At 39.8% G+C, this 13,613-nt stretch carries 13 protein-coding genes and 1 pseudogene; 3 read left to right on the forward strand and 11 right to left on the reverse strand.

The window, feature by feature from the left end; translation table 11 throughout:
- The first annotated feature begins 168 nt into the window (after positions 1-168).
- Positions 169-1,317 carry a DegT/DnrJ/EryC1/StrS family aminotransferase gene (locus tag K2F26_RS02215; RefSeq protein WP_220610175.1) on the forward strand — a complete coding sequence of 383 codons (1,149 nt, stop codon included), beginning with the start codon at positions 169-171 and terminating at the stop codon, positions 1,315-1,317.
- A gap of 639 nt (positions 1,318-1,956) precedes the next feature.
- Here the strand turns inward: K2F26_RS02215 and K2F26_RS02220 are convergent.
- The 4 genes and pseudogenes from K2F26_RS02220 to K2F26_RS02235 form a co-directional block, all read right to left on the reverse strand.
- Positions 1,957-2,703, reverse strand: coding sequence for a DUF561 domain-containing protein (locus tag K2F26_RS02220; RefSeq protein ID WP_220610176.1), 747 nt, complete (start codon positions 2,701-2,703; stop codon positions 1,957-1,959).
- Between the two features lie 117 nt (positions 2,704-2,820).
- The gene (locus tag K2F26_RS02225; RefSeq protein ID WP_220610177.1) at positions 2,821-3,222 is read right to left on the reverse strand and encodes a hypothetical protein; all 402 of its coding nucleotides are present in this window, start codon (positions 3,220-3,222) and stop codon (positions 2,821-2,823) included.
- Positions 3,223-3,418: 196 nt separating this feature from the next.
- On the reverse strand, positions 3,419-3,769 hold the full coding sequence (locus tag K2F26_RS02230) for an AAA family ATPase (protein ID WP_246605502.1): 351 nt from the start codon (positions 3,767-3,769) through the stop codon (positions 3,419-3,421).
- Positions 3,770-3,814: 45 nt separating this feature from the next.
- A pseudogene (locus K2F26_RS02235) lies at positions 3,815-3,967 on the reverse strand (hypothetical protein); the annotation flags it as partial.
- Between the two features lie 325 nt (positions 3,968-4,292).
- On the opposite strand from K2F26_RS02235, the gene K2F26_RS02240 reads away from it, so the two are divergent.
- Positions 4,293-4,460, forward strand: coding sequence for a hypothetical protein (locus K2F26_RS02240; RefSeq protein ID WP_220610178.1), 168 nt, complete (start codon positions 4,293-4,295; stop codon positions 4,458-4,460).
- A gap of 67 nt (positions 4,461-4,527) precedes the next feature.
- Here K2F26_RS02240 and K2F26_RS02245 read toward each other — a convergent pair whose 3' ends face one another.
- The 7 genes from K2F26_RS02245 to K2F26_RS02275 form a co-directional block, all read right to left on the reverse strand.
- Positions 4,528-5,469, reverse strand: coding sequence for a LysR family transcriptional regulator (locus K2F26_RS02245; protein ID WP_220610179.1), 942 nt, complete (start codon positions 5,467-5,469; stop codon positions 4,528-4,530).
- A gap of 570 nt (positions 5,470-6,039) precedes the next feature.
- Positions 6,040-6,825: a beta-carboxysome assembly protein CcmO gene (ccmO, locus tag K2F26_RS02250; RefSeq protein ID WP_220611748.1), complete on the reverse strand. Its 786-nt coding sequence runs from the start codon at positions 6,823-6,825 to the stop codon at positions 6,040-6,042.
- A 49-nt stretch (positions 6,826-6,874) separates the two neighbouring features.
- Entirely contained in the window at positions 6,875-7,657 is a 783-nt protein-coding gene (gene ccmN, locus K2F26_RS02255) for a beta-carboxysome scaffolding protein CcmN (RefSeq protein WP_220610180.1), read from the reverse strand.
- A 189-nt stretch (positions 7,658-7,846) separates the two neighbouring features.
- On the reverse strand, positions 7,847-9,514 hold the full coding sequence (gene ccmM, locus K2F26_RS02260; protein WP_220610181.1) for a beta-carboxysome scaffolding protein CcmM: 1,668 nt from the start codon (positions 9,512-9,514) through the stop codon (positions 7,847-7,849).
- 209 nt (positions 9,515-9,723) lie between these two features.
- A complete protein-coding gene (ccmL, locus tag K2F26_RS02265) occupies positions 9,724-10,026 on the reverse strand; it encodes a beta-carboxysome shell vertex protein CcmL (RefSeq protein ID WP_220610182.1) in 303 nt (100 codons plus the stop codon).
- 6 nt (positions 10,027-10,032) lie between these two features.
- A complete protein-coding gene (locus K2F26_RS02270) occupies positions 10,033-10,377 on the reverse strand; it encodes a carbon dioxide-concentrating mechanism protein CcmK (protein ID WP_096571313.1) in 345 nt (114 codons plus the stop codon).
- Positions 10,378-10,476: 99 nt separating this feature from the next.
- Complete coding sequence (locus tag K2F26_RS02275) at positions 10,477-10,785, reverse strand: carbon dioxide-concentrating mechanism protein CcmK (RefSeq protein WP_006276527.1); 309 nt, start codon at positions 10,783-10,785, stop codon at positions 10,477-10,479.
- A gap of 869 nt (positions 10,786-11,654) precedes the next feature.
- Here K2F26_RS02275 and K2F26_RS02280 point away from each other — a divergent pair.
- Complete coding sequence (locus K2F26_RS02280; protein WP_220610183.1) at positions 11,655-13,511, forward strand: NAD(P)H-quinone oxidoreductase subunit F; 1,857 nt, start codon at positions 11,655-11,657, stop codon at positions 13,509-13,511.
- The last annotated feature ends 102 nt before the right edge of the window (positions 13,512-13,613 follow it).

Consider the following 13,613-nt stretch of genomic DNA (forward strand, 5'->3'; position numbering starts at 1 on the left):
GTTTCTTTATTTCCTGAGATAGTCTACAGGCAGGAGGCAGAAGTACAACCTATTTTAGTCCTAGTTTTAGGATCAATTAATGTCGTAAATTAATGTCATAACTACCCTGTATACTGCTATATCACCGTTAAAAGTGTATCTTTTGAATCTCTTGATAAAATAACAACTATGATCCAAAGTGTAAATTCCGTTCCTGCATTTGATATAAAACAGCAATATGCCGCTATTGAAGCCGAAGTCAGTCATGCTGTTTTAGAAGTTCTCAGTTCTGGCCGTTATATTGGTGGTCCTGCGGTAGAAGGTTTTGAACAACAGTTTGCAGCTTATCATGGTGTGACGGAATGTGTAGCCTGTAATTCCGGTACTGACGCTTTATATCTGGCTTTACGTGCTTTAGAAATTGGTGCAGGTGATGAAGTTATTACCACACCTTTTAGCTTTTTTGCTACCACCGAAGTCATAACTGCTGTCGGTGCAACACCTGTTTTTGTAGATATTGATGCCACTACCTTTAATTTAGATGTCACCCAAATAGCCGCAGCAATTACACCCAAAACTAAAGCTATTATCCCCGTTCACCTGTTTGGTTTACCAGTGGATATGACAGCTTTAATGGCGATCGCCAACTCTCATAATTTAGCAGTAATTGAAGATTGCGCTCAAGCCACCGGTGCAAGTTGGGAAAATCAAAAAGTCGGTAGTATTGGACATATTGGATGTTTCAGCTTTTACCCCACCAAAAACCTTGGAGGTTGCGGTGATGGAGGTGCAATCACAACTAACGATAGTGCGATCGCTGCTAAACTGCGGATATTACGAGAACATGGCAGCAAAGTTAGATATATTCACGAAGAAATCGGAGTTAACAGTCGTTTAGATGCCATTCAAGCAGTCATCCTCCAAATCAAACTCCGCTATTTAGACACCTGGAACAAACACAGACAAAAAATAGCAACATATTATTATCAATACCTCAGTCAAATTCCTGGCATTACTCCCCCCCAAGAATTATTAGGAGGAGAAGCAGTTTGGAATCAATATACCATCCGCGTTTCCAGCCAAGAAAGAAACGGAGCAAGTTCCAAATATCGGGACTGGGTGCGGACACAACTGCAAGAAAAGGAAGTCAGCACCATGCTTTACTATCCCCGTCCTTTACACCTACAACCAGTTTATGAAAATTTAGGCTATCAACCAGGACAACTACCAATATCCGAGCAAGCTTGTCATGAAGTTATCGCTTTACCCATGTTCCCAGAACTCACCCAAGAACAACAAGATAAAGTCATTTATGCCTTAAAAGACTGTTTAAGTTAGAAGAGGTGACAGGTGACAGTTAAGAGGGAGGGGTAACAAACTTCTCCCCAACTGAAATTTTAATTTCTCTCTGCGTCTCTGCGTGAAATAAAAAAATGCGACTTAACAATAAAAAAAGCGAATAAACATATTTTACCGCAACTCAGAAAATCATATTTTTATAACCCTAACTTATCTTAAAGTAGCATCTGTTTACATATTCAAATATTACAACCATTTTCCCTTAACATTTCTTAATTTTTTATTGAGAATTATTTTTATTTATCTACGGTATTGCAATAGTTTCCGGCATTTGCTATAATTTTCCCAAATTTCACAATAAGGGTAAGTATGTCAAATTTTCTAAACATCAAAAATTGCCATCTTTTAACCCTTGATATAAAAATATTTGCAAAATCTATACTTAAATCATCTTCAAAAAACACTGAGAAAAAATAGATGTTACTTGCACCAATTTTAGGGGTAAACTTATCTGAAAAACCGAATAGTACAAATAAACTCTTGACAAAAAAATATTTATAACCATCTGCGTCTATCTGCGTTCATCTGCGTTTTTTGTATCCAGGAGTTTGTTCAAGGTAACAGGAAGCAGGAGAGAACAAAATTTTTATCTGTCACCTGTCACCTGTCACCTGCCTTTTATGCAAAAGTGCGATCGCTCACAGTTGCTAAAGCTTCTACTAAACCACGCACAGCAGCGATCATGGCAATTTCGCTATTGAGTTGGTTAATAGCAGAACCCACACCCACACCAGCCGCACCAGCAGCAACAGCCAGAGGTGCAGTCACATTAGAAATACCAGAAGCACACAAAACAGGTACAGAAACAGCGCGGGAAATTTCATAAGCAGCCGCTAAAGTGGGAGCAGCTTTTTCAATCAAACCCAAAGTACCGGGGTGAACGGGTTGACTGCTAGTACCGCCTTCAGTTTGGATGATATCAGCACCAGCTTTTACCAAATCTTCAGCCAGTTGTACTTGCTGATCCAAAGTCAGGATATGGGGAACAGTCACAGATAAAGTGATGTTTGGTAACAAAGCGCGAGTTTGGTGAGTTAACGCCAAAACTTCATCAGCTTCAAATCTGCGACCTTGTGCGTAAAAAGAATCAAAATTACCGATTTCAATTAAATCAGCACCAGCAGCAACAGCTTCTACAAATTTTTCTGGTTCAACAGCGGAAACACAAACAGGTAATTTAGTCAAGCTTTTAGCTAAATGTACCAAAGCCGCATCAGCAGCGATATCAACAAAAGTCGCACCACCCAGATCAGCCGCTTTCACAGTAGCAGCAACACTTTCAGCGTTAAAATTATTTAAACCGCTAATTACTTTTAAAACACTGCGGTTAGCAAATGCACGTTGCAAATTAGGAAGCATAGTCATAATATCTGATTTTGAACCTATTGAGGTAAGAATTATACACTATTTGGGGGATTTGGGAATAGGGCTTGGGGAATAAGGAACAGGAAATAGGTAAAATTACCAGATATTTCTCAGAATTTAATCTACATATTGAATATTAAAACTTTCAACAAATTTACTTTCTTTAGATTTTAAATACTCATCTCTTTGAGAAACAAAATCATCTATTTTCCCCTGTTTATATAAAGTAACCATTTCTTCTGTTATAAAATGCTTTTCTAAAACATCAGGTTGAGAAGTGTTAATAAAGTTAGCTAATGTTTTTTTCTCAGGTGATAGATCAAATTCAGAAGATAATCTCAAAATTATATTACCTGGAGTTCTATCCTTTTTAGAAGAAATAAAAATTTCCTTTATTCCTTCCATATCTTGAGGTTCACTATTACCAAGAATTGATTTTAAATAAAATAATTGTAATGCTTTAGGTCTAACTCCTGTAAAATTTAATTTACTTGGATACTTAGCTGTAGTAAATTCCATATCCTCATTAACTCTATAAATGTATTTGACATTCCTTAGATAAATCTTGATTAGTATTTTTGTCTGTAAACTTAGTAGGAATAAATCCTTTAAATTCACACTCATACTCTATTTGAGTATTTTTATCATAGTATTTGTCATCTCTTAATTCAATCTCAATTTCTATTATATCATCTTTATATTTCCATTCATAAATTTATAAAGCATAGCTATCTCTTTTACCATATTTAGTATATTTGTCTCTCAAAGCAACTTCTATCACCACATTATTTTTATAAAAAATCTGAAAATTTAAAAAACCACCTGATTTATTTCCAAAAAATAAATTCTTAAACTCTTCACCTAATTCCACTCCTTTATTGTTTAGTAAAATCGGTTCATTAATATCTCCATTAAGCGAATTTTCCAGCAAAGTAAATAATTTAGCAATAGAACTTTTACCAGAACTATTTTTACCAATCAAAATAGTAATTGGTTTTAATTGCATTGTCTGTTTTTCATAAAATGCTTTGTAATTTTCAAAAGAGACTGATTTTATTTTTACCATGATTAATAAACCTTATAAATTAATGTTCGGATTCTCAGAAATGAATGGTTCAGTAGTATAAATGCGATCGCTGCTGACTCCCAGCAACCGCACCCCTACCGTACCAGCATCATTTACCCGCACAGACTCCGTTTCCAAAGTCACAGGCAAAGGTGTAATTAATAACTCTCGTTCTTCTCCTGTTAAGGATATTACACCTGCTATATAAAACCTAGACAAAGCTAGACTTTACTTTCTACTTCAACGGGAGCATGGGAGCGGTTATCCCTCAGTAGACTTGCACGCTGTAGCCCAACGCGACTTTCTCAGGTTAAGATTTGGAAACAGACTATCACTATCAATGCTTGGTTTTCGCGTCGGTAATAGTCTGATTCAATACTTGATATCTGAGGATTATATATCAAGTTGGCATTTTTCTGAGCTAACTTATGTCCATTTTTGTCAACATAAGTATATTATTGTCTATAAAATGGTCAACTTAGGACAAGCTCTTCTTGTAACCAAAGCTTTGTCACCATAGACTGTGACAGATACAATCTGGCTTTGTATTGTTTTACGCCAAGATGATAATTCCGAGTTTACCATTGCCAGTTTTCCACCATGTTTAACAGTTATCAGCTATCAGTTGTCAGTTACCAGTTATCACTGTCACCTTTTGCCTGTTCACTGGTTTAATAGTTATGTTGGTTAATTGTCAATGGTTTCCTGTTTCACCGTCAAGCAGTAAGGAAGTTTTGAATGTAAATTTGATGCAAATTTTATGACGGAAATTGCTCAACCTTAATACTGAGAGGAGCAATTTCCTGTTCCACAATTTTCCTTGCTGCTTCTAGCAGATACTCGTAATAAGTACGAGCAACAATAGATAATTGTTTACCTGCTGGATAAGCTATATACCAAGTCCGCTTAATGGGAAAATGCTGTACATCCAAAATACTAAACTCATGGGCATCCGTCAACAAAGTGTGACGAGATAACACCGAAATTCCCAAGCCTCCAACTATAGCCTGTTTTATAGCTTCATTACTCCCTAATTCCAATTTTACCTTGACCTTGACCCCATGTTCGTCTAAGAGACTCTGCACAGCGCGGCGTGTACCCGAACCAGGTTCCCGCATAATAAACGGTTCTTCTCCCAGTCGTTCTATAGGAATATTTTTTTCCTTGGCTAAGGGATGTCCAGCAGGAGCAAAAACCACCAAAGGATTTTCCAAAAAAGCCTCAAAATTGATATCCAAATGATCTGGAACTTGACTCATAATATACAAGTCATCCAAATTACCAATCATCCGATCCAAAATACCTTCATGATTTGTCACCTGTAGCGAAATATCAATTCCCGGATACTGTTGGCAAAACGGACCCAACAAACGGGGAATAATATATTTAGCTGTGGTAATCACCGCCAACCGCAATTGACCTTGTTTTAGCCCTTTCAAATCTGCTACAGTCATTTCAAACTGGGCTATAGTCTCAAAAATCTGGCGACAAGTGGCAAATAACTCATGTCCCGCTTCTGTCAAAAATAAGCGTTTTCCCACCTGTTCAAACAATGGCAACCCGACAGATTTTGTTAGTTGCTTGATTTGCATTGATACAGTCGGTTGGGTGAGAAATAACTCTTCAGCAGCACGGGTAAAGCTACCGTGTCTGGCAGCGGCCTCGAACACCTTCAACTGGTGCAGTGTCGCTTGGTTCAAGGTGATTCTCCTCTAATAGCAGTTAATAGATAACTTAATTTGCTAGTTGTGTTAGAAGTTCAGAAGTTCAGAAGTTCAGAAGTTCAGAACCAAGAATTAAGTTTTTCCCCTACACCCCTACACCCTGACTTTTTTGTAACTAGCAACTTGAGTCAGATATATTAGTCAGCAGTAAGATTATAAAAACTCTTGTTTTACAAAGATTGTAGAAGTTGAGATGATCCTCATTATCTGCCGACTGCTATATATATTTAGTATTACTGAACACTGCAAAATTGTGTAGTGGCACACAAAGTTATGAGTGTAAGTATAGGTAAAAGTCTATCCTCGCTATCAGAAGTGTAGTATTGGACTTATGGAATTGAAAAGATATGATCAAAACAACACAAAACGTAAGATTCCTTCTAACCCTAGATGAATGCTGAATATCGAAAATATAGCATCAGGCAAGAGGCAAAAAGCAAGAGGCAAAAGGCAAAAGTAAAACCCTTGTCATAAATAGGTTTGAGTTTTCCATAATGCCTTAATCTTCTTGTCCACAGCTACATTTAATTGACTCTTCACCATTCATCATTCATCAATCCAAAGTTCTTCCTTAACTTTTACAGGCAATTTTGCTAAATCAGGTAATTCCACTGCTTCTGCATCGACAATTTTATCCTTGATATTCAAGGGTATATTCACTGGTTGACGTTCTTCCACCCAGCAACTAGCTATCGGTAAAGTTTGTTCCAACTCATCCAAAGGTCGCGGAATCACCATGACAGCGTTTAACTCACCAATCCTTTCTGCCTCATACATTCCCGCTTCTACAGCAACAGCCACATTAGCCACTGTACCCCGAATAATGGCAGTACATAAACCCGCACCGATTTTTTCATAGGAAGCTAAATGGACATCTGCTGATTTCAGCATAGCATCACAAGCCCCTACCATTGCCGGAAAACCACGAGTTTCGACCAAACCAATCGCTTGATTACTCAAACGGCTGTAACTGCCATCCTCCATTATTTGCGTGAGACGGTTAATAGGTAGAACTATATCCAAATTGGGATAAGGCCGAGGAATAACCAAACTAGACACCAATTGTCCAAACTGTTCTGCTGTTTGTACACCAGCTTCTACAGCTAGACGCACATCAGCAATATTACCCCGAACAATAGCCGTACAGTGACCACTACCAATTTTTTCATAGCCGACTAAATGAACACCAGCCGACTTGAGCATCATATCAGCCGTGCCAACAATAGCCGGAAAACTGAGAGTGGATACCATACCCAAGGCTGCATCCTTGAGGGGATCGCGGCGACGTGGTGCATGGATGGTACTAAGAGAGCGTTGGTTGTATGTTTCCATCATAAATTCACCAGGATTCTCGCAAAGGCAGACAACTAACAAATAACACTTACTCTGAGGAATTTTCAGAGTTTTGGTTGCTCAAGGGTTGCCGATTGGGAAACAATGTAGTCAATAGTCTATTAATGCTTCCTTGTCCATATATCTGTGTTCCAAAAATTTGAGAACTTTCTGTGTTAGCTGGACTTGGTTCGGGTTCTTGAGTGTTAGTTGCTTGTGAACCTGGGAGATTTGTTTCTGTGGGGGTAGAGTCAGTAACTAGGGGAGTTTCTGCAACAGGAGGTGACTGGCTTTTAGGAATGGGAGAAGGTGGAGGTACGGAAATAGATTCTTGTTTAAAATCCACAAAAGCCGCAGCAGAAAATTGAGTATAAGTAACTACGTTTTCCTTGGGTGTTTCAGGTTCTGCTTCTGGGGGATTTTTCTCAGTGGTATCAGAGGCCGTTTCTACCTCCTGTTGATTTTGATTTTCATCAATTTGCCGACTGCTATCTCCCAGAATTGAACCTGATGGTACTACTTGCTCCGGTGCGACGGAACAGTTAAACACTGTCGTAGCAGCACCGATACAAGCATTAGCCCCAATTTTGCCTTGGCCAACCATCAAAAAGCCGGCTCCCAGGTTTGCTCCTGCTTCTATTTCTAGGATACCCTCATTGACTTGGAGAATTGACCCCATGCCAATACATACTCCAGGACCAATAATAATTTTACTGTTGGCAGCTGCTTGGAGTATTACCCCTGGTGCTATTACTGCACTGGGATGAATATTCACTTCGCCACTAATATAAGAATCAAATTTGTCGCTGAGGCGAAGCAACGGCACAGACATGGATTTTCTTACCTCGGAAGCCGGAAAAATTAATGTTGAATATTTTGAGATAGGTCGGTGGGGGAAGCAGGGGAAGCAGGGGAAGCAGGGGAAACAGGGGAAGAAAAATTAATTCTTTATTCTTAAATTCTCTTGACTCCTGACTCCTGGAAATACTGTCACCTGTCACCTGTCACCTGTCACCTAAAATTATGGACGCTGAATAATTGCTTCTAATACGCGGCGTTTTGCTGCGGTGTCAATACCAATTAAACGCACGTATTCACCGGGATATTCAGAGAGGCAAGCTTCCACAGCAGCGATCGCATCTCTTTCTGTTCTGGCTTCAATTTGTCCGGCACTCGCCCAAGTTCCTGTACGGAAACGGCGCTGGTCTACGTGTTCCAGGCTAATTTTCAACCCACCTTGTAACAACTGTCTCAGTTGATCTACTACTTCTGCACTCAACCGGGTACTGGTTGCGGTTGCAGTTGCGGTTGTAGTTCCACCACCATAAGAAGCTGCTGCTGGTTTCGCTGTGCCAGAAGATACTACTTGACCGTTAGGACGCTGGATAATGGTTTCCAATACGCGACGTTTAGCTTTGGTGTCAATGCCAATTAAACGTACATATTCCCCCTGATGGGAAACCATACAATCTTCTAACGCTGCTACTACCTCATTAGCAGAATTTGTTTCAATGGGTTGGCAGTTTTGCCATGTACCTGTACGGAAACGACGCTCATCCACGTGTTCTGTACCAATTTTGTAGCCATTAGCCAAAAGTTGGCGAATTTGGTTAATGGTTTCGGCACTGAGGCTACCACTGGCAACAGCACCGTTACCATTACCATTGCCGTTGTAGCTGCTGTAAGATGTAGCCGCCGGAGCTTTAAAGCTAGATGTACCGTTGCTAACTACACCATCAGGACGTTGAATGATGGTTTCTAATACCCGTTTTCTACCATTGTCAATGCCGAACAACCGCACGTACTCGCCACTGTGGTCTACTAAACAAGATTCTAAGGCTGCGATCGCTTGCCCTAATGACCGGGTTTCAATAGCCTTACAGCTTTGCCAAGAACCTGTGCGGAAACGTCTTTGATCTACGTGTTCAGTGCCAATTTTATAACCTTGTTCCAGTAGATAGCGCACTTGCTCTATCGTTTCTGCACCCAATTTGCTTGCCACTTCACTACTCCTATCCAATTCTTCAACGGTAATGCTTGTATAAGATTTTGCCCCAGAAACATTCAGTTCATCCCGAATTGGGGTAATACACTTGAGATCCTCTGCACAGCGATAACCAGCCCGCAAAGCCTGATTTATCCCCACAACGTGGTGAGCAAATTGCTGATCCTGATCTTGTACATCTGGCAGACGATCCGCTTGTTGCTGGGTCGTAATAATAGAGCCAGAAGCTACGTATTTTCCCGGGGGAATTTCTACATCTTGTATTAATGCGTGCATCATAACGATGCAACCTGCTCCGACTCTGGCATTAAAGACAGTGGAGCGAAAACCTATAAAGCAACTGTCCCCAACATAAGCTGGTCCATGAATCAGCGCCATGTGGGTAATAGAAGCATTTTTACCAATCCATACCGAGTATTTTTCGCCATCATCACCAATTACTCGGCCTTGCTCCAACCCATGAATGACTACACCATCTTGAATATTAGTATTTTCACCAATATAAAAAGGTGTACCTTCATCTGCTCTAATCGAAGTTCCTGGAGCAATAATCACATTCTGACCCAGGTGTACATCCCCAATGAGATTACAAGAAGAATGTACAAATGCGGTTTGATGGATATCGGGTTCAGCTAAACTCCTAGACCACGGGGTTGGGGGTGCCGCCGTGCTGCGGACTGCCATTGTGAGATTCCTCCTGAAATATGCTTTTTGTCAGTTTTTAGTGGTCAGTGGTCAGTAATCAGTAATCAGTGGTCAGTAATCAGTGGTCAGTAATCAGTGGTCAGTAATCAGTGGTTGGTGGTTATTCTTGCCCCCCTGCTCCCTGCTCCCTGCTCCCCTGCTATATACTTCTGTCACCTGTCACCTGTCACCTGTCACCTGTTCCCTGACTATTTATATTGATCTTTTTTGCTGTAAATGAAACGATCTTCAACGTGAATTGTATCTATTATCGCCACTACTGCTGCATCTAACGGACGTTGTTCATTTCCAAGAACTTGACGAGCGGCACTGCCTCTACTTACAAGTACCCACTCATCTACTCCTGCTCCCACACTATCGGCTGCTACCTCATATTCTGAGAGGAGATTTCCGTTTTCATCTACTAATTGCAACATTAGTAGTTTTACACCCCGCAGACTCGGATCTTTTTGGGTGCTAACTACTGTGCCACGCACTTTAGCAATTTGCATTCTTAATTATTGTCTGCTTCTGAAAGGACGAATTCCGCTTACACCTTCCCGGAATTGTTCAACATCCTCTGTATATCTAATTGGCAGTACATATTCCAGGTTTTCGTGAGGACGAGCAATGATGTGTGTAGACAACACTTGTCCACCGTTGACTCGTTTCACGTTTTCTACTCCTGCTGCTACAGAAGCTTGGACTTCGGAAACGTCACCACGCACGATAACTGTTACCCGACCGCTACCAATTTTTTCATAGCCTACTAAGGTAACACGAGCCGCTTTTACCATCGCATCAGCAGCTTCTACTACTGCTGGAAAGCCCAGGGTTTCCACCATTCCCACTGCAATTGACATTATTCTTTTATCCTTAAATCAAATTTTTCAACAAGCACCAAACAAACAAATTTTCCACGTAAGCAAGCAAATCCTTTAACCACTTTATTTTAAAAGTGTTTAGGTTCGGAACTGTTCTACTGCTTCTGTGTACCGAATCGGTAATACATATTCTAGGTTTTCGTGGGGACGAGCAATGATATGAGTAGATAACACTTCTCCACCATTGACTCTTCTAGCTGCTTCAATTCCCGCTGCTACTGAAGCTTGTACTTCAGATACATCACCCCGCACAATTACGGTAACACGCGCACTACCGATTTTTTCATAGCCTACTAAGGTAACACGGGCTGCTTTTACCATCGCATCCGCAGCTTCTACTACTGCTGGAAACCCTTTTGTCTCAATCATTCCAACTGCAATTGGCATCGCAGAACTCCTAAAAATTTAATACAATCTGTACTATGGGTGTATTTTTTGACGGGGATGCTCATTTTGAGCATTGGAGAAAAATACTTCTAAAATTAAGGATATGAAACCTTGGCATCCCTGGCAACATAAATTACTATAATAGTTTATAATAAAATACTTTTAAAAAACTTAACAAAACTTAATATACCCAAAAAATACATCAAAGTTCACGGTTTCCTAGAGTGGCTACTTATGCTTTATAATTTTTTTATTACTTTAAAAAATCACATTCATAACCACGGCTAATCTGAACTACTCAGGATTGAACAGAGGCTGTATATTCTACTGTCTCAGTCTTTCCTTGATTTTTGCTATTGGCACAGATATTGAATGAAAAATATATAAGATTTTTAAATATAAAGTATAAAGTTCTTTTTTCAAAGTAGGAAGACAAATTTCCCATTAGAAGATAATTAGTCAGCATTCAGCTATCAGTAATCAGTTTTAACCTATTATAAGCAGAGAGGTTTTTGATGAAATTAAAAGTTTGGCCAATTCCACAATACAAATTTACAGACTGGCTTTTGTCTTGGTTTTTTTTAACAAGATTGCTGAATACTGAAGATCAGTAAATGCTGCGAAATCTGTAAATTTTGTAAATTTTGTAAACTTTGTAAACTTTGTAAACTTTGTAAATTTTGTAAATTTATATCTAACTGCCCGTGAATAGCGCAGGTAAAAGTAAAAATAAAGTAAAAATACTGATTCAAGTTTTTTGAGAAATAGTTAAGAAAAACTTGATTTTTTCAAAATTAACATTTTTTAAGCAAATGATTGATTTAAGGCTGTTTAAGAAACCAAAGGCTGATTCGTCAAGGAAAAATTAAATGAATGAAGTTCTATTTTTCACCAGTTGGTTTGTACCTTTTTATAGCTTACTAGGGGCAATTTTAACATTGCCCTGGGGCATTGGGTTAATTCAACGTACAGGACCTAGACCTGCTGCTTACTTGAACTTGTTGACGACCTTACTAGGTTTTGTCCATAGCTTGATTGTATTTAGAGACATCTGGAACAGAGACCAAGAAAATTTAGTAATTACTTGGTTTCAAGCTGCGGATTTTAAGTTAACCTTTGCATTGGAACTGTCACCAGTAAGTATTGGGGCAATAGTTTTAATCACAGGATTAAGTCTATTAGCTCAAATTTATGCCCTGGGTTACATGGAAAAAGACTGGTCTTTAGCCAGGTTTTTTGGACTGCTGGGATTTTTTGAAGCTGCTTTGACTGGTTTAGCGATTAGTGATTCCTTGTTCCTGAGTTATGCTTTGTTAGAAGTTCTCACCCTTTCTACTTATCTGCTGGTGGGTTTTTGGTATGCTCAACCCTTGGTAGTTACAGCAGCGCGAGATGCTTTTTTAACTAAGCGGGTGGGAGATTTGTTATTGCTGATGGCTGTGGTTGTCCTTTCCACCCAAGCTGGTAGTTTGAACTTTTCCGATTTGTATGAATGGGTACAAACTGCTAATTTAAGTCCATTAACATCAACATTACTGGGTATAGCCTTGATAGCTGGTCCTGCTGGTAAGTGCGCCCAATTTCCCCTACATTTGTGGTTAGATGAGGCAATGGAAGGACCAAACCCGGCTTCGGTAATGCGAAACTCTTTGGTAGTGGCTGGTGGTGCTTATGTTTTGTACAAGATTCAGCCCATATTAGTTCTATCCCCTGTGGCGCTCAATGCCTTGGTAATTATGGGTACGGTGACTGCGGTGGGTGCAACATTGGTGTCAATAGCCCAGATTGATATTAAACGGGCTTTATCTCATTCTACAAGTGCCTATATGGGATTGGTGTTTTTGGCAGTGGGTTTAGAACAAGGTGGTGTAGCTTTGATGTTGTTGCTAACTCATGCGATCGCCAAAGCCTTATTATTTATGAGTTCCGGTTCCATCATATATACCACCCAAAGTCAAGACTTAACCGAAATGGGTGGTTTGTGGTCAAAAATGCCAGCTACTACCACCGCCTTTGTAGTTGGTTCAGCAGGGATGGTGACATTATTACCCTTGGGTAGTTTTTGGGCAATGTTGGCTTGGGCTGATGGCTTAATCAAAGTTAACCCTTGGGTGATTGCAGTTTTAGTTTTGGTTAATGGCTTGACAGCTTTAAATTTAACCAGAGTTTTCCGGCTGATCTTTTGGGGACAACCACAACAGAAAACACGCCGCGCCCCAGAAGTCGGTTGGCCAATGGCTTTACCAATGGTGACTTTAACTATCATCACCCTGCTAATACCAATGATGCTTCAGCAATGGTACTTACTACCAAACTGGGAAAGTATTGATTGGTACATCGTATTAGCTTTGGTGACTTCCACGGTCTTAGGGGTGGTGATTGGCTCAACGATTTACTTGCATAAAGGTTGGTCAAGATCCAGAATTTTGGGATGGAGATTTTTACAAGATTTACTAGGGTATGATTTTTACATTGACAGAGTTTATCGCTTCACCATAGTTAGTGCAGTAGCATTATTGTCCAAGATATCTGCATGGAGCGATCGCTATTTAGTGGATGGGTTTGTGAATTTAGTCGGCTTTGCCACTATTTTTGGCGGACAAAGCTTAAAATACAGCATTTCCGGTCAATCTCAAGGTTATATGTTAACTATCCTCGTTGTGATCAGCCTTCTGGGCTTCTTTATTAGCTTGTCCTTGGGTTTACTGGATAAATTGCCTTTTTAGGTGATTGGTGATTGGTGATTGGTGATTGGTGATTGGGAAATCAGGCAAAAGGCAAGAGGCAAGAGGCAAAAGTTTCTTAATTTTGAATTTTGACTTTTGAAT

It is taken from the genome of Sphaerospermopsis torques-reginae ITEP-024 (assembly GCF_019598945.1).
Classification (GTDB): Bacteria; Cyanobacteriota; Cyanobacteriia; order Cyanobacteriales; family Nostocaceae; genus Sphaerospermopsis.

Coding starts and splice junctions, on each gene's coding strand:
- K2F26_RS02215 (WP_220610175.1), top strand. CDS start 169: ATGATCCAAAGTGTAAATTCCGTTCCTGCATTTGATATAAAACAGCAA.
- K2F26_RS02220 (WP_220610176.1), bottom strand. CDS start 2,703: ATGACTATGCTTCCTAATTTGCAACGTGCATTTGCTAACCGCAGTGTT.
- K2F26_RS02225 (WP_220610177.1), bottom strand. CDS start 3,222: ATGGAATTTACTACAGCTAAGTATCCAAGTAAATTAAATTTTACAGGA.
- K2F26_RS02230 (WP_246605502.1), bottom strand. CDS start 3,769: ATGGTAAAAATAAAATCAGTCTCTTTTGAAAATTACAAAGCATTTTAT.
- ccmO (WP_220611748.1), bottom strand. CDS start 6,825: ATGGAAACATACAACCAACGCTCTCTTAGTACCATCCATGCACCACGT.
- ccmN (WP_220610180.1), bottom strand. CDS start 7,657: ATGTCTGTGCCGTTGCTTCGCCTCAGCGACAAATTTGATTCTTATATT.
- ccmM (WP_220610181.1), bottom strand. CDS start 9,514: ATGGCAGTCCGCAGCACGGCGGCACCCCCAACCCCGTGGTCTAGGAGT.
- ccmL (WP_220610182.1), bottom strand. CDS start 10,026: ATGCAAATTGCTAAAGTGCGTGGCACAGTAGTTAGCACCCAAAAAGAT.
- K2F26_RS02270 (WP_096571313.1), bottom strand. CDS start 10,377: ATGTCAATTGCAGTGGGAATGGTGGAAACCCTGGGCTTTCCAGCAGTA.
- K2F26_RS02275 (WP_006276527.1), bottom strand. CDS start 10,785: ATGCCAATTGCAGTTGGAATGATTGAGACAAAAGGGTTTCCAGCAGTA.
- K2F26_RS02280 (WP_220610183.1), top strand. CDS start 11,655: ATGAATGAAGTTCTATTTTTCACCAGTTGGTTTGTACCTTTTTATAGC.